Origin of the sequence: Streptomyces sp. NPDC055243 (assembly GCF_044544025.1) — a bacterium.
Taxonomy (GTDB): Bacteria; Actinomycetota; Actinomycetes; order Streptomycetales; family Streptomycetaceae; genus Streptomyces.
This window is the reverse complement of the sequence record NZ_JBITWR010000016.1, coordinates 166494-187347: the sequence shown is the minus strand read 5'-3', so window position 1 is coordinate 187347 and position 20854 is coordinate 166494. Positions and strand designations below refer to the sequence as shown.

The window sequence follows — 20854 nt, the reverse complement described above, 5'->3', positions numbered from 1 at the left end:
TCGACTACTGGTTCGACGACAGCTTCGTCGGCTGGTGCGCTCAGGAGCGCACCAGCCGAGGCGCGAGATAGGGCGCGGTGGCGCTGCGCTTCGATCTGGCGACCTTCGCGGGTGTGCCCTTGGCGACCACCCGGCCGCCCGCGTCGCCGCCGCCCGGTCCGAGGTCGATGACCCAGTCGGCGGTGGCGATCGTGTCGAGGTCGTGCTCGACCAGGACGACCGTGTTGTCGGCGTCGACGAGTCGGTGCAGTTGTCGCAGCAGCAGCGCGATGTCCGCTGGGTGCAGGCCCGCGGTCGGCTCGTCGAGCAGGTAGAGCGCATGGCCGCGCCGGGCCCGCTGGAGTTCGGTGGCGAGCTTGATGCGCTGGGCCTCGCCGCCGCTGAGTTCCGTCGCGGGCTGGCCCAGGCGAAGGTATCCAAGGCCCACCTCCCGGAGCGTTTCGAGGCTTCGGGCCGCGGCGGGAACGTCCACGAGGAACACGGCGGCCTCGTCGACGGACATCGCGAGCACGTCCGCGATGTGCTTGCCGCGGTAGGTCACTTCGAGTGTCTCGGCGTTGTACCGCGCGCCGTGGCACGCCGGGCAGGGGGAGTAGGTCCCGGGCAGGAACAGCAATTCGACCGCGACGAACCCCTCGCCCTGGCACGTCTCGCACCGCCCCTCGGCGACGTTGAAGGAGAAGCGGCCTGGCGTGTAGCCGCGCGCCCTCGCCTCGTCCGTCGCCGCGTACAGCTTGCGTACGGCGTCGAACATCCCCGTGTACGTCGCCAGGTTGGAGCGGGGCGTGCGGCCGATGGGCCGCTGGTCGACCCGCACGAGCCGGTCGAACGATTCGACCCCGGCCGCGTCCCGCACGTCGATCTCCAGCTCCGCCTCGCCCTCGCCGGGTTCGTCGGGCTCTTCGGGCGCGAGGCCGAGGTGGTTGCGCACGACTTCGGCGAGCACCTGCGTGACCAGCGTCGACTTCCCGGACCCGGATACGCCGGTCACCGCCGTCAGCACGCGCAGCGGTACGTCGACGGACACGTCCCGCAGGTTGTGGCGGGAGACACCGCGCAGGTGCAGCCAGCCCTGCGGCGCGCGGGGGCTGTGCGCGGGCTGCTGGGCGCGTCCGAACAGGTAGTCGCCGGTGGCCGACTCCGCGACCTCTTCCAGGCCGGCGACCGGACCGCTGTACAAGACCCGTCCGCCGGCCTCACCGGCGCCGGGCCCGATGTCGACGACCCAGTCCGCCCGTCGTACGACGTCCATGTCGTGCTCCACGACGAACAGCGAGTTGCCCGAGGCCTTCAGCTGGTCCAGCACGTCGAGCAGCGGCTCCGCGTCGGCGGGGTGCAGGCCCGCGGACGGCTCGTCGAGCACGTAGACGACGCCGAACAGGCCCGAGCGCAACTGGGTGGCGATCCGCAGGCGCTGTGCCTCGCCGGGCGAGAGCGTCGTCGAGCGGCGACCGAGGCTGAGGTAGCCGAGGCCGAGGTCGAGCAGCACCTCGACGCGTGCGACCACGTCGGCGCAGATCCGCACCGCGGCCTCGGTGCTCTCCCCGGACCGGGCGCTCGCCGTGGCGGCCGATGCTTTCGGCGGTTTCGCGACGGGCCGCAGCAGGGCCGCGACCTCGGCGAGCGGCAGCGCGTTCACCTCGGCGACGGAGCGGCCCGCGAAGGTGACCGCGAGCGCCTCGGGCCGCAGGCCGCTGCCCGAGCACGCGGGGCAGGGCACGCCCTGCACGAACCGCATCGCACGGTCACGCATCCGCTGGCTCTTGGAGTCGGCCAGGACGTGCATGACGTGCTTGCGGGCGCTCCAGAACTTTCCGTAGTAGCCGTAGTCGACACGGCCCGGCTCGGGCTCGACGCGGACGGAAGGCTGCTCGTCGGTGTAGAGCAGCCATTCCCTGTCCTTCTTCTTGAGCCTGCGCCAGGGTCTGTCGATGTCGATGCCGAGACCGCTCACGATGCTGCGCAGGTTCGCGCCCTGCCAGGCACCCGGCCAGCCCGCGATCGCGCCGTCCCGGATGCTCAGCGACGGGTCCGGCACGAGCAGTTGCTCGGTGACGTCGTGCACGGCGCCCAGGCCGTGGCACTGGGGGCAGGCGCCGGCCGAGGTGTTGGGCGAGAACGCCTCGGCCTCCAGCCGTTCGGCGCCCGGCGGGTAGGTGCCGGCACGGGAGTAGAGGATGCGCAGCAGGTTGGACAGGGTGGTGAGCGTGCCCACCGTCGACCGTGAACTGGGCGCACCGCGGCGCTGCTGAAGGGCCACGGCGGGCGGCAGCCCGGTGATCTCTTCCACGTGCGGTGCGCCGACCTGCTGAAGCAGCCGACGGGCGTAGGGCGCGACCGACTCGAAGTACCGGCGCTGGGCCTCGGCGTAGAGCGTGCCGAAGGCGAGCGAGGACTTGCCCGAGCCGGAGACGCCGGTGAAGGCGACCATCGCGTCCCGCGGAATGTCCACGTCCACGTTGTTCAGATTGTGCTCGTTGGCCCCCCGGACCCGCACGCAGGGGGAAGCCGCGTTTTCTTCCATGGCATGTGCTTAACCGTTCGCGGCCATCGCGTTCGGTCGCCACGCGAATGAGCCGTCACATCTTCGGTATCAGGTCTTCGGTACCAGGGCCGTTTCAATGGCGTGGGGCGGGTCAGTCGACGGTGACCACCACCGAGTGCCGTCCGCTGGCCCCGTCGGGCACGGTGCGGGTCCGCTTCTCGGTCTGGACCTCGCCCGTGCGGTCGGTCGCCCGCACGGTGAGCGTGTGGCCGCCCGATGTGGCCTTCCAGGGAAAGGACCACTGGCGCCAGGTGTCCCGGGTGTCCTCGGCGGCGAGATCCGCCTGCTGCCAGCGCCCGTCGTCGACGCGTACTTCCACCTTGTCGATGCCGCGGTGCTGGGCCCAGGCGACCCCGGCGACCATCACGGTGCCCGCCTGGGGGCGGGCGAAGGGCTTGGGTGTGTCGATCCGGGACTGGGTCTTGACCGGGGCCTCGCGGGCCCAGTCCCGCTTCACCCAATAGGGGTCGTAGTCGTCGAACGTGGTCAGCTCGATGTCCTCGATCCACTTGCAGGCGGACACGAACCCGTACAGGCCGGGGACCACCATGCGTACGGGGAAACCGTGCGCGAAGGGCAGCGGCTCGCCGTTCATGCCGAGGGCGAGCATCGCGTCGCGGCCGTCCATGACGTCCTCGACCGGGCTGCCGATGGTCATCCCGTCCACGGACCGCGCGACCAGCTGGTCCGCGGGCCCGCCCTTCGACGGCGGCCGCACGCCGCACTGCGCCAGGAGATCCGCCAGCCGTACGCCGATCCACCGGGCGTTGCCCACGTACGGGCCGCCCACCTCGTTCGAGACGCAGGCCAGCGTGATGTTCCGCTCGATGAGCGGCATGCCCAGCAGGTCCGCGAAGGAGACGGTCGTCTCGCGCGTGACCCCCTTGCCGTGGATGCGCAGCCGCCATGAGGTCGCGTCGACCTTGGGGACCACCAGCGCGGTGTCGACCCGGTAGAAGTCCTGATTGGGTGTCATGTACGGGCTAATGCCCTTGACCCGCAGCGCCGCGCCCTTGGGCACGGTCGAGGCTGCCGATGCGGGGGCGGGCAGTCTGATCTGATCGCGGGAGGCGACGGCGCTCTGCCCCTGCGCGCCGTTCAGCGAGCGGCCGAGCAGGCCGACGCCCGTGGAAGCGGCTGCCGCGGCCGTCGCCGCGAGGACGAATCCCCGCCGGTCCCAGCCGCCCGTCGCCTCGTCGTGAGCCGGACTTTCGAGTGACCTGAGTGTCCTGGGTGACCGCAGGCGTCCGACGAGGCAATAGAGAAGCCCTGCTCCGACCAGGGCGCCGGCCACCGACGGCAGCGCGTCCGCGACGCTCGTGGAGTCGGGCCGGTTCGTCGCGGCCAGGCCGCCGACCACGCCGAACAGGAGGACTCCCGCCGAGCCGATACGGCGGTGCCGGGCCGCCAGTGCCCCGAGGGCGAGCGCGAGAAGGGTGAGGACGGCGAGGATGCCGAGCTGGAGGACGAGCTTGTCCTCCGTCCCGAAGTTCCGGATCGCCCAGTCCTTCACCGCGGTCGGGGTGCGGTCGATCGCGGCCCCGCCCACCGCGATCACGGGGCTGGACTCGGGGCGTACCGCGGCGGACACGAGCTCGGCCGTCGCCAGCGCGGCGTAACCGGCCAGAAGGCCGCTCAAGGCGCCGAGCCCGACTGGGCGCCATACGCCTTCGCGCCTCGATGTTTTCACTTCTTCGCTCACATCGGGTTATCCGGAGCGGGGGCGGGTGCGGATTGGTCCGCCAAGCCCGTTTCAATCTTTCACGAGGCGCCGGACGTTGTCGATGCTTCCGCAGTCCGCGTCGAGGTGCCTGGCGCGCTCCTTGGTGAAGGCGGCGCCCAGTTCCTCGCGGCGTTCCATGGCCACGTTCTCGCGTGCGCCGTTGAGGATCGTCCGCTCCTCCTCGTCGGTGTGGTGGGCCACGGCCTCGACGAGTTTCTCCAGCTTCTCGTCCCAGTCGTCGGAGCCGACTTCGTCCACCTCCAGGAGGGCCAGCAGCGCCTCGTTGCCCTCCTCGTGCTCCTCGACGCCGTGTTCGACCTCGTCGTTGTCGATGTCGCGGTAGCGCCTGAGCGCGGGGTAGACCTCGGCCTCCTCCGCGAGTGCGTGCGCGACGAGCAGGCCGGCGAATTTCTTCAGCGCATCGGCCCGCTCGGCTTCCACGCTGCGCATCTGGCGGAACAGGTCCTCCATCCGCCGGTGGTCGTCGAGGATCAGTTCTACGACGTCGGTTGCCGTTGCCTTGTCCGGCATGGTGGGGCTCCTTCTCAGCGGGGCGGACGGGCTCAGTGCGGTGGGTGCCCTCGTAGAGATACGTAGCGTGCGCACCGGCCCATGGGGTGCCCCGTGTACCCGGCCATCGCGTGTGTCACTCCTGCGGCCTACCGGATGCGCGCGGCGGCTGTCAGCAGGTCACCGGTGCCGGCAGGTCACCGTGAGGCGTGAGGGGCGGCGCCGCGAGGGACGCCGGCGGCCGGTTCGGCGGCCAGGGCGATGTGGGCGGTGACGCGCTTGCCGGCCGGTTCGAGGTGGACGTGGAACTTCTGGGCGACGGCCATGACGATCTCCAGGCCGTGCCCGCCGATTCTGTGCGGGTCCTCGGAGCGGGCGACGGGCCGGACGCGGGCGCTGTCGTGCACGGTCACCGCCACCGCGGCGTCCTCGATGCACAGCTCCATCAGCATGGGCCCGGGGGCGTACTTGCGGGCATTGGTGACCAGCTCGCTCACCACCAGTTGGGTGAGGTCCATCGCGCGGGCGGAGACGGCCACGTTCTCGTCCACCTGGGCGCGGGTGAGGAAGTCGATCGCGAGGTGGCGTGCCTCGGCGATGGAGGCGTCCCCGCCGTTCAAGGGCACGGCTACGCCCATGGTGCGAGCTCTCGACGGCCCCGCGCCGTCAATGCCGGCTGACTCCATTTCTTCTCCACCTTCGTCCCCGTTGTCTGCGCTCACCTACCCTGCTGGACGCGTCGCATACTGTTCTGGGTTGGATCGATAATCCGTTCGAGCAGGACCGCCCGTACCGTCAGGCAGGTTTCCGGTGTCTGCTCGGGCCCGCGCCGCACCAGCGAGTGCAGTCCAGAACATGGTGACAGACCCCCGCCCGCGTCGAGGAAGCGCCGAAGAAGCGCCGAGGAAGCGGTGAGCGGGGATTCTGCGAGGATGTCCCGCATGGCTGTTCGGAGCAGGAACCACGTGACGGTGTCCGGTCGGGCCGGGGGACCGGTGGTGATGCTCGCGCACGGGTTCGGATGCGACCAGAACATGTGGCGGCTGGTGGCGCCGCTCCTGGAGCGCGACTACACCGTGGTGCTGTTCGACCACGTGGGGGCCGGGCGCTCGGACCTGTCGGCGTGGAGCGAGGAACGCTATTCCTCGCTGGAGGGCTACGTACAGGACGTGCTGGAGATATGCCGTGACCTCGCGCTCGGCCCGGTGACGTTCGTGGGGCACTCGGTGAGCGCGATGATGGGCGTCCTGGCAGCGGCGCGGCAACCGGAGGCATTCGCCGGTCTGGTGCTGCTCGCCCCTTCGCCGTGCTTCATCGACGATCCGGCCACCGGCTACCGCGGCGGGTTCAGCGCCGAGGACATCGACGAGCTCCTCGGCTCACTGGATGCGAACTACCTGGGCTGGTCGGGCGCCATGGCTCCGGTGATCATGGGCAATCCCGAGCGGCCGGAGCTGGGCGAGGAACTGACCAACAGCTTCTGCAGCACCGATCCGGAGATCGCCCGCGTCTTCGCCCGGGTCACCTTCCTGTCCGACAACCGCGACGACCTCGCCGAGGTCAGCGTCCCCGCCCTGGTCGCGCAGTGTTCCAGCGACGCGATCGCGCCCCCGGAGGTCGGAGCCTTCGTGCAGGCCCAGATCTCCGGCAGCCGTCTCGTCACCCTGAACGCGACCGGGCACTGCCCCCAGCTCGCCGCGCCGGAGGAGACGGCCGCCGCGATCACCGACTTCGTCGAAGCCACACGATGATGTCCAGGACCAGCGACGGCGGGAGCGGCGAGCACCCGGACCCCGAGGAGCTGCCCGGAGGCGACCACGCGGCGTTCTCCGCACTCCTGGAGGACAGCGTCGAGGACCTGTACGAGCACGCGCCGTGCGGTTACCTCTCCACGCTGCTCGACGGCACCATCGCCAAGATCAACCTGACGCTGCTGGACTGGCTCGGCTACGCCCACGACGACCTGGTGGGCCGCAGGACGTTCGCCGACCTGCTGACGGTGGGCGGCCGGCTCTACCACGAGACGCACTTCGCCCCGCTGCTGCGCATGCAGGGCGAGATCAGCGAGATCGCCCTGGAGCTCAGGGCCGCCGACGGCAGCCGGCTGCCCGTCCTTGTGACCTCCACGGTCAAGACCGGCGGCGACGGCCAGCCGCTGCTGATCCGCACCACGGTCTTCGACGCCCGCGACCGCCGCGCCTACGAGACCGAGCTGCTGCGCGCCCGTCAGGAAGCAGAGCGCGAACGCGAGGAGCTCAAGCGGCTCAACGCCGCCCTCCAGCAGACCCTGCTGCCCCCGGCGCTGGTGAGCGTGCCCGGCCTGGAAGTGGCCGCGCACTACCACATCGCCTCCGCCGACAAGGTCGGCGGCGACTTCTACGACCTCTTCCCCCTCGCCGAGGGGACATGGGGGCTGTTCCTGGGCGACGTGTGCGGCAAGGGTGCCGCCGCCGCGGCCGTCACCTCCCTGGCCCGCTACACGCTGCGGGCCGCCGCCGTCTACGACCCCGACCCGGCCGCCGTCCTGAGCAACCTCAACACGGTCCTCAACCACGAGTACAACGGCGAGGACCCGCGGTTCTGCACCGTCATCTTCGGACTGCTCACCCCCGACACCGACCAGGGCGGCTTCCGCGTCACGCTGGCCAGCGGCGGCCACCCCCCGGCCCTGCTGATGCGCACGGACGGAAGCGCCGACTACCTGCCCACCCCAGGGGGCCAGCTCATCGGCGTCCTGCCCGACGCCCACATCGCCACCACCGCCGTCCGTCTCACGGCGGGCGACACCCTGCTGCTGCACACCGACGGCCTCACCGAAGCCCACACGGCTTCGAACAGCGACGACGACCGCTACGGGGACGAGGCCCTCCTCGACTTCGCCCAGACGCTGGCACCGGCCACCGCATCCGGCGCCGTCGCAGCGATCCGTGACCTGCTCGACACCTTCGGCACCGGAGTCGATGACGACACCGCCGTCCTCGCCATCAGCGTGCCCCGACCCACCAGTGAAGAGCAGCAGTGACTGAGCTCGCCATCCATACCCGAACCACCGCCGCCGGGCCCGTCGTCGAACTGGCCGGCGAACTCGACTACGACAGCTGCTCCCAGCTGCGCGAACTCCTGCCCAAGCTGACCCTGCGGGCAGACCAGCAGCTCGTCGTCGACCTGACCGGCATCACCTTCTGCGACTCGAGCGGCATCTCCGCCCTGATCGCCGCCCGCAACCACGCCCTGGCCGCCCGGGCGGACATCGCCCTGGCCGCGGTCCCCGGCCACATCAGCCGCATCCTCGGCATGGTCGGGCTGGACCGGGTCTTCCCCACCCACCCCACCGCGCAAGCGGCCGAAGCGGCCTGGACACCCGCCGCGCCCCACCCCTGACACACCGTGCGGCGGTCCGTCAGGCGATGCGCGGGCTGTACCCGCGGCCGATCCGGCGGATCTCCGCCAGCGGGTAGGGCGTCTGCCGGTGCTCGCGCTGAAGCCTGCGGAAGAACGTGGCCATCACCGCGGTGAGCGGCGCGTGCCGGGCGACGATCGCCGCGACCGCCGCCGGGACTCCTGTGGGGTGCTCGCCCTGGGCAAAAGCGCGAATCCGCGCCTCGCGATCGTCTCTCTCGTCCCCGTACACGGCGGTGACCAGCCAGTTCACCAGATAGGTGAGCGCGTAGACGCGGTCGTACGTCCGGTGCCGGTCGAAGAAGTCCGCCTCCTGCGGCGACAGTGCGAAGCGGGAGGACATCGCGAGGCCGTAGTCCGCGAAGTAGAGCCGCCGGCCGTCGGTGAGGATGTTCTCGAAGTGGGCGTCGAAGTGCAGGAGGCCGCTGGCGTTCATGAACGCGGTTGCGGTTTCCAGGTCCCTCTCCACCATGGCGCAGGCCCGCTCGGCCGCCTCGCCGCCGGTGCCCAACCGCTCGCCCAGCCACTGGTGCAGGTTCTGCGGGACGTACTCCAGGAACAGCGCGACGCTCGCCGAGGACCGCTGGAGCCCCTCGATCCGGCTGCGCACCTGCGATCCGCCGCCCCAGAAGGCCACCGCCCGTTCGGTGTCGGCCAGTTCAGCGGGCAGTGTGGAGTCGCGCGGCGGCGCGGAATCCGGCAGCACCCGCCAGTGGTGCATCAGGGGAAACCCCTCGTGGTCTCCCGCGATCACCCAGTCCGTCGTCATGGTGTGCACGGCGAGTTCCCGCCAGGCCCCGAAGCCGGGACTGCCGATGCCGTACTGGCAGAAGAGGGGAAGGCCGAACAGGTTGGCCGTGGAGCCGACGTTCTACGGTCGCCTCTCCAGATCGGTGAGGGGCACCCGCTTCACGAAGACCGGGGTCCCGGCGACGTCCAGCAGGGCCGACGTGCCGCCGATGCCGGAACCGAGCGGTGCGGCCGTCTCCACGAGCGCGAGCAGGGCCCGGTCATCGTGCCGGGCCAGCGCGGTGGAGACGGCCTCATGGGCGGCGAGGCGCGAACCGTGCGCCATGTCGGGGCATTTCACCCAGGCCTTCATGGGGGCCGGGTCTGTTCGGTGCTCTAGCCGGCCGCGGACCGCAGAGCCGCCAGGGCCCGGTCCGCGTGGGCGCTCATCCGGAACTCGCTGCGCACCACCTCGAGGACGCGGCGGTCGGTCCCGATGACGAAGGTGACCCGTTTGGTCGGCAGGGGGCCGAAGCCGCGTGCCACGCCGAACTGCCCGCGCACCTCGCCCTGCGGATCGGACAGCAGCGGGAACCCGAGCGTGTGCAGCCCCGCGAACTCGCGCTGGCGCTCGACGGCGTCCGAACTGATCCCCACCGGCTTGGCGCCCACCGCCGCGAACTCCGCCGCCAGGTCCCGGAAGTGGCATGCCTCCGAGGTGCAGCCGGGTGTCATCGCGGCCGGATAGAAGAACACCACCACCGGGCCATCGGACAGGAGCGAGGTGAGGGACGTGGGCGTGCCCGTCTCGTCGGGCAGCGTGAAGTCATCGACGAGGGAGCCGACTTGGATCCGGGTCATCGCCGCGCTCCCCGGCAGGGGCGGAGGCAGGCGGACGAAGGAAGGAGCGGACCAGGGGGACGGGCAGACACGGGGTCTCCTCACGGCTCGGCGTCACAAGGCAGGGTGGCACGCGATACTACTTGGCGGTAAGAAGGGACGCTCCCGGGCTGGTTCACCCAGAGCGGTGGAGGAACCGAGGGACGGATCACCCGAGTGAGGAGCGGCCCCGGACCTCACCGGCCGGCTCCGTCCCGCGAACGACCGCGACCCCCGCGTCGAGGTCCACCGTCGTGCGGTGCGGTGGCGCCCCTTTGTCCTCGCCGTCCGGCATCACCAGTGCCGACTGCCGTTCCTTGAGCTCGTTCTGCTTCCCCGGCGAGAAGCTCGCGTGGAGCTGCTCGAAACCCGTCGCCGATATCTGGCCCTGCCGGGCGCTGTTGCGCCACGGCAGCAGTCCGGCGCGGCCTGCACGGAGAAACAGCTGGTCGGCGAAGGCCACGACGGTCAGCAGGATGACAAGGCCGGGCAGGGTCATGAAGAAGACGAACTCCATGGCCCCAGTATCCGTGTCCGGACCGGGGCCGACGAGGCCCGAACGAGCCCCTGGGGCGGCCCTGGCGCCCCAGGGGCAGCTTCAACTACCGCGCACGGCGCGCACGGCGCGACCCGCCGTCACGCCGCTTGAGAGTGCCCGGCGCCGTCGTTCTTGCGGGTGGCCTCCGAGCGGACGCGGGCGCAGCTGGTGGTGATGAGGCGGGAGACGTGCATCTGGGAGATGCCGAGCTCCTCCGCGATCCGGCTCTGCGTCATGTCCTCGAAGAAGCGCAGGTACAAGATGGTCCGCTCACGCTCCGGCAGCCGCCGCAGACCTGCCTTGGCGGCCTCCCGGTCGGTGATGCAGTCGTAGGCCGGGTCGGGCGCCCCCAGGGTGTCGGCCAGGCTGAATCCGTCCGGGTCGGCGGACGATATCTCGGCGTCCAGGGACAGGGCGCTGTAGCTGGTCATGGCCTCCATCCCGTCGCGGACCTCGTCCTCGGTCAGCCCCGCGTGCCCGGCGATCTCCGCGATGCCGGGTTCGGTGGCGCTTCCCGGCCGCTCCAGGAGATCGCGGCGCGCGACCCGGACCTTGTTGCGCAGATCCTGGACGCGCCGGGGCACGCGTACGTCCCACATGCGGTCGCGGAAGTGGCGCCGCAGTTCGCCGGTGATGGTGGGCACTGCGTAGCTCTCGAAGGCCCCGCGCTCGGGCTCGTACCGGTTGACGGCCTTGATCAGGCCCATCGCGGCGACCTGACGCAGGTCTTCGATGGTTTCGCCCTTGTTGCGGAACCGGCTGGCCAGTCTGTGTGCCATCGGCAGCCATGCGGTCACGATCTCCTCGCACAGCAGGTCGTGCTCGGGACCGTCATCGAGCGCGGCCAGGTGGGTGGCGGCCGCCTTGGTGTCGGGGGCGTCGTCGTGGATGTGCCTGGTCGCCGTGCGGCGAGGGGAGGAGGGTGCGGCGAGATCGGTAAGCATCTGGAATCGCTCCTCAGCGGTGGGCCAACAAGGGACCGCGAGAAACGGGGGTGACCCCGGAGCCGGACATCCGGCGGGAGTGAACACACCGCTCCCCGCGAATGCGCCTCCGGTCCGAAGCACGAACTCCGCCTGCCCCTCGACTCGGAGAGGAAACAACCACCAGGTACGCGGATTGCCCCGGCGCTGTCAAAGAAGGCCCGCGAAGGCCCGCGGCAGGGCGTTCGCCGCGCCCATGAGCCATGTATCGCCCGGTACTTCCCGGGTACCTGAGCGCACGTACCGGCAGGGGGCCCGGCTCGCTGCCGCGGCGTCCCCGGGCGAGCCCGGAGAAGGCGCCCGTGCCGGTCCGCCGACGTGCGGCCCGCGCGGCCACGACGAATCATGAGGACGCGGCACCGGGCGAACCCGCTGGTGAGCGAGACGAGGAAGACAAGGAAGGGGCATCACATGCCTGCTGGATCGAACAAGAAGCGTGAACGCCAGTACGAGCACATCAAGGAGAGCGCCGAGGACCGCGGCACCTCGCCCGAGCGGGCGAAGGAGATCGCCGCCCGGACGGTCAACAAGGAGCGGGCCCGCTCGGGTGAGTCGAAGACGGCCGGCAAGACGTCGACGCGGGACAAGAAGTCGGCGTACGAGCGAGGCGGCGAGCGCTCGCACAGCGGCGCGCAGGGCCCGACGAAGGATCAGCTGTACGCCGAGGCCAAGAAGAAGAACATCGAGGGCCGCTCGTCCATGAACAAGCAGGAGCTCAAGAAGGCACTCGGCCGCTGACGGTGCCGCCGGCCGGGCGATGTTCACCTGACGCGCTACGCATGCCGAGGAACGGATGGGGCACACGTGACGCGGGGTGCGAAGCGTCGGAACGGCCTCGGACGCTTGGCTTCGTCGATCGGCCGCATTGGGGTGCGGCCGATCGACGGCCTTCCTCGGCGGCCGGCCGTGGGCCGGCCGGGGCGTCAGCTCAGGGCGTCGGCCGACAGCAGTGAGTCGTCGGCGGGGCGGGCGCCGGGCAGCTGATGGCTCGCGGCCACCACGGCGGCGTCGATGTCGCTGGTGCCGGTGGCCAGGCACAGGCTGTAGGCCACGTCTTCGTACTCCTGCCGACTCGCGGCGCCTCCCCGGTCGGCGCGCAGCACGGCCAGGGCCTTGTAGCGCTCCACCAGGTCCCGCAGGACGACGGGGTGTGCCAGCAGCATGAAATTCTTCTCCAGGGTATGACTCAGTCGGCCTCGGGGCGCTGTCGGCGCCCCGAGGCCCACGAACGGTGATCCATCAGGTGATCCATCAGCGGGCGTACCCGCTGGACGAGTTGAGGCGGCCGACGGCTATACGCTCGCGGCCGGTTCATCGCGGAAGGCTGTGATCAGCTGCTCCTCCGCGGCGATCAGCGCTGCTTCGGCGGTGTGGGTGCCGGTGGAGACGCACAGCGTGTAGGTGACGTCCTCCAGCTGGCGCCGGGTCTCCTGGGTGCCCTGTTCGGCCTGCAGAACCGTGAGCGTGCCGTACTGCTCAACGAGGTCACGCAGTATCGCGGGGTGAGCCATCAGCACGGTGTTTCTCCTTCTCGCTTCTCGGTGTCGCGATGTCTCGTCTCTCGGTGTCGCGATGTCTCGTCTTCCCGACGGGTCGGGTGCCGCGGATGCCGGCGTCAGGCCAGCATTCCGGTGCGGAGCTTGGTGAGGGTCCCGGTCAGGAGGCGGGAGATGTGCATCTGGGAGAAGCCGAGTTCGGCTCCGATCTGCGACTGCGTCATCTCCTGGCCGAAGCGCATCTCGATGATGCGGCGCTCCCGCTCGTCGAGTTCGTCCAGCAGCGGTGCCAGGGTGTGCAGGTTCTCCACCGTCTCCATGGCGGGGTCGGGACCGCCCATCACGTCGGCCAGGGTGCGCGTCGGGGCGGACGCGCTCTCGCCGCCGTCGGTGGGCGCCTCCAGGGAACCGGCGGTGTAGCCGTTCGAGGCGACGATGCCGTCTATGACCTCTTCCTCGGTGATGGAGAGGTGCTCGGCGAGCTCCTTGACGGTCGGGTCGTGGTCGAGACGGGCGGAGAGCTCCTCCTTCGCCTTGGCGAGTTCCACGCGCAGCTCCTGGAGCCGGCGCGGTACGTGCACGGCCCAGGTGGTGTCACGGAAGAACCGCTTGATCTCACCGAGGATGTACGGGACGGCAAAGGTGGCGAACTCGACCTCGCGGCTGAGGTCGAACCGGTCGATGGCCTTGATGAGGCCGATGGTGCCGACCTGGATGATCTCTTCCATGTCGCCGTTGCCCCGGTTGCGGAACCGGCGGGCCGCGAACTGCACGAGGGTCAGGTTCATCTCGATAAGGGTGTTGCGTGCGTATTGGTACTCGTGCGTGCCCTCTTCCAAGGTCTGCAGCCGGTCGAAGAACAGTTTCGACAGCGCGCGGGCGTCCTTCGGGGCCACCTTGTCCGTGTCCTCGATCCAGGGCAGCGCACCCTCGACGGCGGACGCGTCGCCCAAGTCCGGAGCATCGTCCAAGTTTCGCGTCTCCTCCAAGACCGACGCCTCGTCCTCTCGCCCGGTCTCAACAGCTTGTTCAGAGATCAGTGACATGTCTCTACCTCCCCTGGTGGTACGACTTCCTCGTACGGCCCCTGCCCCGCCTCGGGGGAGGCATGTGCGTTAACCCAATTTTTCTTGCTGTGGGGAAATAGTTGCCGCCGTGCATCGTACGATGTGGGAGGTTGCCCGGCTCCAGCCAGGCATTCGCCCATACCTGACAGCCCCAGCCACCGGAGTGACTCCTCGGGCGCGCCGTGTTGGACTGAGTGCATGCCCCCTTACGCCGAAGGCCGACGGACCGGGGGAGCTGTCGGCCGGGCACTCACTTCGGCGTGGATTAACGAGAAGCAGGATCACGTGGACAGATTCGCTGCCGTCGAGCGGGCGTTGCGCAGTGCGGCGCCCCATTTGTTGCTCGATGCCGTGACCGAGGCGCTGCGGGAGCAGTACGGGGTCAAAGAGGTCGAACTGCGGCTCGCCGACTACGGCTTGACCACCCTCCAGGTGGTGGAGGACGTGCCGTACACCTCCGAGTCGGTGTCCATCCAGGGCAGTCCGCAGGGCAGGGCCTTCGGCGCCCAGGAAGCTCGCATCGAGGCGCAGGCCGTCGACGGCGCGGCGACCGTGCACCTGCCGGTGACCGTCCGGGGAGACCGGATGGGCGTGCTCACCGTCGTCGTTCCCGACGAGCACTTCGACCAGGCCGACCTGCCGGAGATGCAGCGCGTCTGTGAGGCGCTGGGCCACGAGATCCTCGTCGCCGAACGCGACACCGACCTGTATCTCCTCGCGCGCCGGGCCGCCCGCCTGACGCTCGCCGCCGAGATGCAGTGGCAGTTGCTGCCCGGCCGCTCGGTGTCGCGCCCCGAGTTCTCGCTGGGCGCCCACCTGGAGCCCGCGTACGCGATCTTCGGCGACAACTTCGACTGGTCGGTCTCGGCGCACCACCTCACGCTCACCGTCACCAACGGCATGGGCGAGGGGATGGAGGCGGCGCTGCTCACCAACCTCGTGGTCAACGCGCTGCGCAATGCCCGCCGCGCGGGGCTGGACCTTCCCGGCCAGGCGAGCCTCGCCGACCAGGCCGTCTACGCGCAGTACCGGGGCGAGCTGCACGCCTCCGTCCTGCTGCTGCGCTTCGATCTCGCCACCGGCGAGGTGGAGGCCGTCGACGCCGGATCCCCCCGTATGTGGCGGCTCCGCGGGCGTTCGGTCGAGTCCGTCGGCTTCGACGCGCAGCTTCCGCTGGGGATGTTCGAGGAGACGGCCTACGTCGCCGAGCGCCTGCGCCTCGAACCGGGTGACCGCATTCTGGTGGGCAGCGACGGGGTCTACAACGGCGTATCGGAGGCGGGGGAGCTGTACGGGGAGCGGGCGCTGGCACGGTCCCTGTCCGCGCATCGCCTGCTGCCGGCGGCGCAGGTGCCGCAGGCGGTGCTGCGTGATCTCGGGGACTACCGAGGATCGCTGCCCCTGGACGACGACGCCCTGGTGGTCTGTCTGGACTGGTTCGGACGGTAGCCGCGCCGGGCGAGGGCCGGCCTGGCGCGCGGTCTAACCGACCGAGCGCCAGGTTCTGGCTCCGCCGTCGTCCCGCTCCGAAGCGGTCGCCACGTCACGGAAACCCCTGAGTCCTTCGAGCAGCGCGTGCCGGGCCTTGGGCGGCATGGCGTCGATGGTGGACATCAGGATGCTCTCCCGCTGCTTTCGCAGGTCGGCGAGGTAGGCCCTGCCGTGGCCGGTCAGGCGAAGCTCCAACTCGCGTCGGCTGACCGGACTGGCCGTACGCTCGATCAGTCCGGTGGCCTGCAGCCGGTCGCACAGGCGGCTCACGGACGGTGGGGCCGACCCCAGGGCCTCGGAGAGCATCCGCAGATTGATGCCCTCCTCGCGGTCCAGCGCGTACAGCACGCGCAGCTGGGACGGAGACACGGGGCCGGTCGGTACGGCCTCACGCCCCTGCTCCCACATGACCTCGAGCAGTTCGATGAACTCGGAACCCGCATGAGCCGCATCCCGGGACCTGTGATCGGGTTCGGGACTCAGACCCATATCGCTGACACTCCGATCGGCTTGTCTCACTGGTACGTCTTGCCACCGGGGCACGATCCACACACCGTGACCCGATTCGGCTGACAAGGACGCTCAGGTCGCGGAGCCCGGGGGCCGTGCGGACGAGGCTCGGTGCGACGGGGGTCTTAAGTGGAGCACGCAGCACCGGATCGCGTCTCGGCGCAGGCGGTTGTGCGAGGAATCATAGTGGAAACCGGCCTGAGCTTTGCTGAGTGGTAGGTGACTCCGCCGAGATTCGCTGCCCGGCATCAAGAAGGCGTTAAGACTGCCGGGATACGGCAATGCGCCACAGCCGTCCCGCGGACCAGGATGACCACGGCAGGAACGGGGGGCGCGGGTCCCGGTGCCGGACCGTGCGAGCGGGTCCGGTTCCGGGACCTGAGCTGCGGCGGCGCGAAGGGGGCGGGGATGGGGGAGTTCCTCTACGCCGCGGCCGGGTTCCCGGCCATCCTCTTCAGCGCCGCTCTGCCCGTGGTCCTGGGCTTCTGGCTGCTGGTCGCGCTCGGCGGCGCCGCTGCCGACAGCTTCGATGCGGACGCGAATGCCGGTGCGGTGGGGCTCGGCGGGGTGCCGGTCGCCGTGGTGGTGTCCCTGATGGTGGTGGCGGGCTGGTTCACCAGCCTGGCCGGTTCGGTGCTGATCGGCCGGAGCGCGCTGACCGGGCTCGTGCATGTCGCGGCGGACGTCGCTCTCCTCTTCCTCTCCCTCTCGATCGCCTGGTGGGTGACGCGCCGTGTCGTCCGGGCGCGGGCGACACGCGCACACCGGAGAACGCGCAGACCGAAAAGAGGGGGCCCGCACGTGGCGGGCCCCCTCTTTTCGAGGTGTGTCAGTGGTTGCCGTCGAACTGCCCGTGGAAGCCGCCCGTGCCGTGACCGGAGCCCTCGGTGATCCCGGCGGGACCGCCGAGGTTCTCGAAGGTGTAGTAGCCACCCTGCCAGGCCTTGTCGTGGCCGCTCGCGCCGTAGCCGGCGCCCTCGGTGATCCCGGCGGGGCCGCCGAGGTTCTCGAAGGCGTAGCCACCATGCCAGCCCTGGTCGTGGCCCTCGTCGGCGAGGGCGGTGCCGGCGGCGCCCAGGACGGCGGCGGCGGAGAGGGCGGTGGCGGCCAAGGCGGTACGAATACGCATGGGGTCCCTTTCAGGTACGTGATCATGGGGTGTAGTGAGGGCCTCCCCTCTTCCCCGAGCGCACAGACGTGCCCCGCCGCAAATCCACCCGGACAGCGGCGGGAGCCAGGGATGGGCACGCGGCAGAGGGGAACGCGGGATCGCGAGGACCGTGCACCTTATGCGTAAGACGTCCGATGTCTGATGCCTTGGTAGCGTGGGGACGTAGCTCGACGATCGAGAGGGGTCAAGAGGTGGGGAGTTCACCCATGTCCGGCGCGAAGCCCGGCCGGCAGCTGCTCCGGCAGGAAGTCGTCGAGGGCATCAAGCGCTACATCCTCGAGGAGCGGCTGCGCCCCGGAGACCCGCTGCCCACCGAGCCGGCCCTGTGTGAGGCGCTGGGCGCGAGCCGCTCCAGCGTGCGCGAGGCCGTCAAGATCCTCAACGCCCTGGACATCGTCGAGGTCCGCCACGGCTACGGCACCTATGTCGGCCGGCTGAGCCTGTCCGCCCTGGTGGAGAGTCTGACCTTCCGCGGTCTTCTCTCGCCGGGCGACGACTTCCAGGTCCTGGCCGACCTCGTCGACGTACGCGAGCTCGTCGAGCGCGGGATGGCCGACCGGATCGTCACCACGCTCAGCCCCGGCCAACTCGACGCGCTCGATCGCCTCGTGGCCGCCATGCGCGAGCAGGGCGCGGGGGAGGGGCGCGGCTTCGTGGAGGCGGACCGCGCCTTCCACGCGCTGCTCGTGGAGCCGCTGGGTAATGAGCTCGTCGAGCAGCTCTCGATGGCCTTCTGGGACGTGTACGCGATCGTCGCGCCGCATCTGGACGGGTTCACGCACGCCGACGAGGCCGAGACCGTGGCCGCGCACCAGAGCATCGTGGACGCCGCGCGTGCCGGTGACGCCGCCGCCTTCATGAAGTCGCTGGGCGAGCACTACGCGCCGGTGCGGCGCCGGATCTCCGAGGCCCGCGCCCGGGACGCCGCGCAGGCCTGACCTGGTCGTCCCTGTCTTCTCGTGTCTTCTCATGGCTCTGCCGGGGCGCGCTCCCGGCAGAGCGGGGCCTTGACGGCCCGGGAGGGCGCTGCCTAAGGTCCCGTCTGCCGTCAGGACATCAGACGTCTTCTGTCTGATGCGTCCGGCGTCCGGCGTCCGGCGTCCGGCGTTCGGTGTCCGGCGTTCGCGTCCGGCTTCCCGGTCTCACCCGCCGCGCGGCACCGCTCCCGCGCTGGTCCCGATCGCGATGATGGACGCGATCTGGGGCCCGCCGCTCGCGCGGGCCGACCGCTCCTGACGGCGGCACATCCCTTCCGAGAAGCCCCACCCCCTTCCGAGAAGAGAGATCCTCCATGCACCGAAGAGTCCCCGTCGCCCTGCTGTCCGTCGCGGTGCTCGTGAGCGCCGCGACCGGCACCGCCCACGGCGCCCCCGCCGACTCGGGGGAGCTGACCTCCCAGGACCTGACCGCCAACGGAGTGGGTTCGCCGTACTACCGCATCCCCGCCCTGACCACCTCCGTCGAGGGCACGCTGCTCGCGGCCTACGACGCCAGGCCCACCCTGGGCGACCTGCCGGGCAACCTCGGCGTCGTACTGCGCCGGAGCACCGACGGAGGCGTGACCTGGCAGGCCCAACAAGTGGTGCGCAAGGACGCCGCGCCCAAGGGCCACGGCGACCCGAGTCTGCTCGTCGACCGCACCACCGGCCGGATCTTCGTCTTCTACGCCTCCTCCGTGAACCAGGGCTTCCCCGGCTCGGGCACCGGCAACGACGAGAGTGACCCGGACATCCTCCAGGCCGACTACAGCTACTCGGACGACGACGGGCTGACCTGGACCCACCGCCGCATCACCGAGCAGATCAAGGACCCTGCCTGGGCGGGAATGTTCGCGGCGTCGGGCGAGGGCATCCAGCTGCGCCGCGGCCCGCACAAGGGCCGGCTGCTCCAGCAGTACGCCGTCCGCATCGACGGCGCCAACTACGCGGCCAGTGCCTACAGCGACGACCACGGGGCGACCTGGAGGATGGGCAATCCGGTCGGTCCCGGCGGGGACGAGAACAAGACCGTCGAGCTGTCCGACGGCAGGATCATGCTCAACAACCGTTCGAAGCCCTACCGGACGATCGCCTACTCGACCGACGGCGGGGTCAACTACACCCCGTTCACCCAGGACACCCAGCTCACCGACCCGGCGAACAACGCCTCGATCATGCGCTACGACGCCGAGGCCCCCGCTTCGCACCCGCAGTCCTCATGGCTGCTGTTCAGCAACACCGAGGACGCCGCGGCGCGGCGCAACCTCACCGTGAAGATGTCCTGCGACAACGGCAGGACCTGGCCCATCAGGAAGGTCGTCGATCCGGGCAGCGCGGCCTACTCGACACTGACCCGGCTGCCGAACGGGCGGGTGGGACTGCTCTACGAGCGCGGCGACTACGCACACATCACCTACGCCTCTTTCGACCTGGACTGGCTGGGCGGCACCTGCGCGGACATCACCATCGCGCCGCCCGCCCGCCTGAAGGCGGGCGTGAGCGGGGAGTTGGAGGTCCGGGTGGTCAACCGGATGGACACGCGTCGCGCCCAGGGCACGATCGATCTCACCGTCCCGGCCGGGTGGACGACCCGTCAGGTCGCCGTGCCCGCGCTCGACCCGGGCCAGGGGGCCACCGTCAGGGTCCCGGTCACCGCGGCGCAGGACGCCTCGGGCAGCGCCGGGGTCACCGCCACCTACCGGACCGGCGGCAAGCGGGCCGCGGGCAGCGCGACCGTGGCGATCACTCCCTAGGCAGGGAGAGGGCCGGGTCCAGGCGGGTGCGGATGCCGTCGAAGTGGGTCCGCATGGCGCGCACCGCCCGCTCGCCGTCGCCCGCCGCGAGCGCGTCGACGATCTCGCGGTGCTGGGCGCAGGTGGCGTCCGGGTCCTGATGGCCGTCGTCGAGATCTTCGCGTACGCGGTCCATGGCGGCCCAGAACGCGTCGAGGACCTCGCTGAGCAGATGGCTGTCGAGCGAGGCGTAGAGCGCCAGATGGAAGGCGCGGTCGGTGGAGCGCGCCACCCGTCCCGCGCCCGCCTCGGTCTCCATCTCGGCGACCAGGGCGCGCAGCACGGCGAGGTCCTCGGCGGGGATGCCGGCGGTGACCGCGCCGACCAGCCCCGCCTCCAGGGCTTCGCGCACCTTCATCAGCTCGAAGAGCCCCGGCTCGCCCAGGCGGTGGCGGACGGCGGCCCGGAAGGCGAGGCCCTCGGCGAACGGCGAGAGGGAGAGCGAGCCGACGAAGGTGCCGTGGCCGCGGCGGATCTCGACGACGTTGACGGCCTGGAGCGCCTTGAGGGCCTCGCGCACCGACACCCGGCCGACCCCGAAGAGCTCCGTCAGCTCGGCCTCCGTGGGCAGCGCGTCCCCGGGGGCCAGCCTGCGTTCCAGGATCAGCTCCTTGAGCCGGCGTCCGGCACCCTCGATCCTGCCCGTGAGCTCCCGGGCCAGTTCGGACTTCGCCGTCCCGGGCGGGCCGAGCACCAGCGAGTGCTGACCGGCAAGGAGAGTCACCAGCAGCGTCCGCACCACGTCGGCACGCTCATAGAAGCGGTCCGCCAGCTCGTCGCTGATCGCCCGCAGCCTCTTGGCCGTCTCCGGCGCGTCCGGTGCCCCCATGTTCAGCTCCTCGATGTTCCGATCCTTGCCTGCGGCGGCTGTGACTGCTGTGCCGTTAGGCGACGGCCTGCTCTCCCCGCGCCCCGCGCCCCGCGCCCCGCGCCCCGAGCAAGATAACGCGGGGCCGGGACGTCCCGGCGGGCCATGCGTCCGGCCGACTCCCGGAGGCGGGTGATCCGGTGCGCCGTTACGTTGAGCGTGACCCGTCACTCAT

21 protein-coding genes and 1 pseudogene are annotated in these 20854 nt (G+C 70.6%); 8 read left to right on the top strand and 14 right to left on the bottom strand.

Going from position 1 to position 20854, the window contains the following annotated elements; all coding sequences use genetic code 11:
* Positions 1 to 40 precede the first annotated feature (40 nt).
* The 4 genes from uvrA to ACIGXX_RS35430 form a co-directional block, all read right to left on the bottom strand.
* Positions 41 to 2524, bottom strand: coding sequence for an excinuclease ABC subunit UvrA (gene uvrA, locus ACIGXX_RS35445; RefSeq protein WP_399981949.1), 2484 nt, complete (start codon positions 2522 to 2524; stop codon positions 41 to 43).
* Positions 2525 to 2636: 112 nt separating this feature from the next.
* Complete coding sequence (locus ACIGXX_RS35440; RefSeq protein WP_383821091.1) at positions 2637 to 4247, bottom strand: sulfite oxidase; 1611 nt, start codon at positions 4245 to 4247, stop codon at positions 2637 to 2639.
* Positions 4248 to 4298: 51 nt separating this feature from the next.
* A complete protein-coding gene (locus ACIGXX_RS35435; protein ID WP_351169636.1) occupies positions 4299 to 4799 on the bottom strand; it encodes a hemerythrin domain-containing protein in 501 nt (166 codons plus the stop codon).
* Positions 4800 to 4975: 176 nt separating this feature from the next.
* The gene (locus ACIGXX_RS35430) at positions 4976 to 5416 is read right to left on the bottom strand and encodes an ATP-binding protein (RefSeq protein WP_351169633.1); all 441 of its coding nucleotides are present in this window, start codon (positions 5414 to 5416) and stop codon (positions 4976 to 4978) included.
* A gap of 303 nt (positions 5417 to 5719) precedes the next feature.
* Here ACIGXX_RS35430 and ACIGXX_RS35425 point away from each other — a divergent pair, with 303 nt between their 5' ends.
* Genes ACIGXX_RS35425 through ACIGXX_RS35415 form a run of 3 tightly spaced genes read left to right on the top strand, consistent with a single transcriptional unit; the run spans position 5720 to position 8159 of the window.
* Entirely contained in the window at positions 5720 to 6529 is an 810-nt protein-coding gene (locus ACIGXX_RS35425; protein ID WP_399981944.1) for an alpha/beta fold hydrolase, read from the top strand.
* Complete coding sequence (locus tag ACIGXX_RS35420; RefSeq protein ID WP_361474215.1) at positions 6529 to 7800, top strand: SpoIIE family protein phosphatase; 1272 nt, start codon at positions 6529 to 6531, stop codon at positions 7798 to 7800. Before ACIGXX_RS35425 ends, ACIGXX_RS35420 begins: the two co-directional genes overlap by 1 nt.
* Entirely contained in the window at positions 7797 to 8159 is a 363-nt protein-coding gene (locus tag ACIGXX_RS35415) for an STAS domain-containing protein (RefSeq protein ID WP_351169624.1), read from the top strand. Before ACIGXX_RS35420 ends, ACIGXX_RS35415 begins: the two co-directional genes overlap by 4 nt.
* Positions 8160 to 8178: 19 nt before the next feature.
* Here the strand turns inward: ACIGXX_RS35415 and ACIGXX_RS35410 are convergent.
* The 4 genes and pseudogenes from ACIGXX_RS35410 to ACIGXX_RS35395 all read right to left on the bottom strand — a co-directional run bounded on the left by ACIGXX_RS35410 (position 8179) and on the right by ACIGXX_RS35395 (position 11267).
* Positions 8179 to 9252 (bottom strand): annotated as a pseudogene (locus ACIGXX_RS35410) (protein kinase family protein).
* A gap of 50 nt (positions 9253 to 9302) precedes the next feature.
* A complete protein-coding gene (locus ACIGXX_RS35405) occupies positions 9303 to 9767 on the bottom strand; it encodes a peroxiredoxin (RefSeq protein ID WP_351169619.1) in 465 nt (154 codons plus the stop codon).
* Positions 9768 to 9954: 187 nt separating this feature from the next.
* Complete coding sequence (locus tag ACIGXX_RS35400) at positions 9955 to 10302, bottom strand: DUF6191 domain-containing protein (protein WP_399981937.1); 348 nt, start codon at positions 10300 to 10302, stop codon at positions 9955 to 9957.
* A gap of 119 nt (positions 10303 to 10421) precedes the next feature.
* On the bottom strand, positions 10422 to 11267 hold the full coding sequence (locus ACIGXX_RS35395; protein WP_399981934.1) for a SigB/SigF/SigG family RNA polymerase sigma factor: 846 nt from the start codon (positions 11265 to 11267) through the stop codon (positions 10422 to 10424).
* Positions 11268 to 11717: 450 nt separating this feature from the next.
* Between ACIGXX_RS35395 and ACIGXX_RS35390 the strand changes: the two genes are divergently transcribed.
* Entirely contained in the window at positions 11718 to 12044 is a 327-nt protein-coding gene (locus ACIGXX_RS35390) for a plasmid stabilization protein (protein ID WP_351169610.1), read from the top strand.
* A gap of 185 nt (positions 12045 to 12229) precedes the next feature.
* Here ACIGXX_RS35390 and ACIGXX_RS35385 read toward each other — a convergent pair whose 3' ends face one another.
* From ACIGXX_RS35385 to ACIGXX_RS35375, 3 genes are all read right to left on the bottom strand, one after another.
* Positions 12230 to 12469: a DUF5133 domain-containing protein gene (locus ACIGXX_RS35385; RefSeq protein WP_351169607.1), complete on the bottom strand. Its 240-nt coding sequence runs from the start codon at positions 12467 to 12469 to the stop codon at positions 12230 to 12232.
* A 129-nt stretch (positions 12470 to 12598) separates the two neighbouring features.
* Positions 12599 to 12823, bottom strand: coding sequence for a DUF5133 domain-containing protein (locus tag ACIGXX_RS35380; RefSeq protein WP_366464749.1), 225 nt, complete (start codon positions 12821 to 12823; stop codon positions 12599 to 12601).
* Between the two features lie 98 nt (positions 12824 to 12921).
* Positions 12922 to 13848 (bottom strand): RNA polymerase sigma factor SigF, encoded by a 927-nt coding sequence (locus tag ACIGXX_RS35375; RefSeq protein WP_383826078.1) that lies wholly within the window; start codon positions 13846 to 13848, stop codon positions 12922 to 12924.
* A 306-nt stretch (positions 13849 to 14154) separates the two neighbouring features.
* Between ACIGXX_RS35375 and ACIGXX_RS35370 the strand changes: the two genes are divergently transcribed.
* On the top strand, positions 14155 to 15318 hold the full coding sequence (locus tag ACIGXX_RS35370; RefSeq protein ID WP_351169601.1) for a PP2C family protein-serine/threonine phosphatase: 1164 nt from the start codon (positions 14155 to 14157) through the stop codon (positions 15316 to 15318).
* Positions 15319 to 15351: 33 nt separating this feature from the next.
* Here ACIGXX_RS35370 and ACIGXX_RS35365 read toward each other — a convergent pair whose 3' ends face one another.
* The gene (locus ACIGXX_RS35365) at positions 15352 to 15849 is read right to left on the bottom strand and encodes a MarR family transcriptional regulator (RefSeq protein ID WP_351169598.1); all 498 of its coding nucleotides are present in this window, start codon (positions 15847 to 15849) and stop codon (positions 15352 to 15354) included.
* Between the two features lie 429 nt (positions 15850 to 16278).
* Between ACIGXX_RS35365 and ACIGXX_RS35360 the strand changes: the two genes are divergently transcribed.
* Positions 16279 to 16761 carry a hypothetical protein gene (locus tag ACIGXX_RS35360; RefSeq protein WP_399981926.1) on the top strand — a complete coding sequence of 161 codons (483 nt, stop codon included), beginning with the start codon at positions 16279 to 16281 and terminating at the stop codon, positions 16759 to 16761.
* Here ACIGXX_RS35360 and ACIGXX_RS35355 read toward each other — a convergent pair.
* Positions 16700 to 16999: a hypothetical protein gene (locus tag ACIGXX_RS35355; protein WP_351169592.1), complete on the bottom strand. Its 300-nt coding sequence runs from the start codon at positions 16997 to 16999 to the stop codon at positions 16700 to 16702. The two genes, ACIGXX_RS35360 and ACIGXX_RS35355, sit on opposite strands and share 62 nt — an antisense overlap.
* A 248-nt stretch (positions 17000 to 17247) precedes the next feature.
* On the opposite strand from ACIGXX_RS35355, the gene ACIGXX_RS35350 reads away from it, so the two are divergent.
* Positions 17248 to 17979 carry an FCD domain-containing protein gene (locus ACIGXX_RS35350; protein ID WP_351169589.1) on the top strand — a complete coding sequence of 244 codons (732 nt, stop codon included), beginning with the start codon at positions 17248 to 17250 and terminating at the stop codon, positions 17977 to 17979.
* A gap of 353 nt (positions 17980 to 18332) precedes the next feature.
* The gene (locus ACIGXX_RS35345) at positions 18333 to 19772 is read left to right on the top strand and encodes an exo-alpha-sialidase (protein ID WP_399981921.1); all 1440 of its coding nucleotides are present in this window, start codon (positions 18333 to 18335) and stop codon (positions 19770 to 19772) included.
* Here the strand turns inward: ACIGXX_RS35345 and ACIGXX_RS35340 are convergent.
* Positions 19762 to 20640 (bottom strand): FCD domain-containing protein, encoded by an 879-nt coding sequence (locus ACIGXX_RS35340; protein WP_361467326.1) that lies wholly within the window; start codon positions 20638 to 20640, stop codon positions 19762 to 19764. The two genes, ACIGXX_RS35345 and ACIGXX_RS35340, sit on opposite strands and share 11 nt — an antisense overlap.
* Positions 20641 to 20854: the final 214 nt, after the last annotated feature.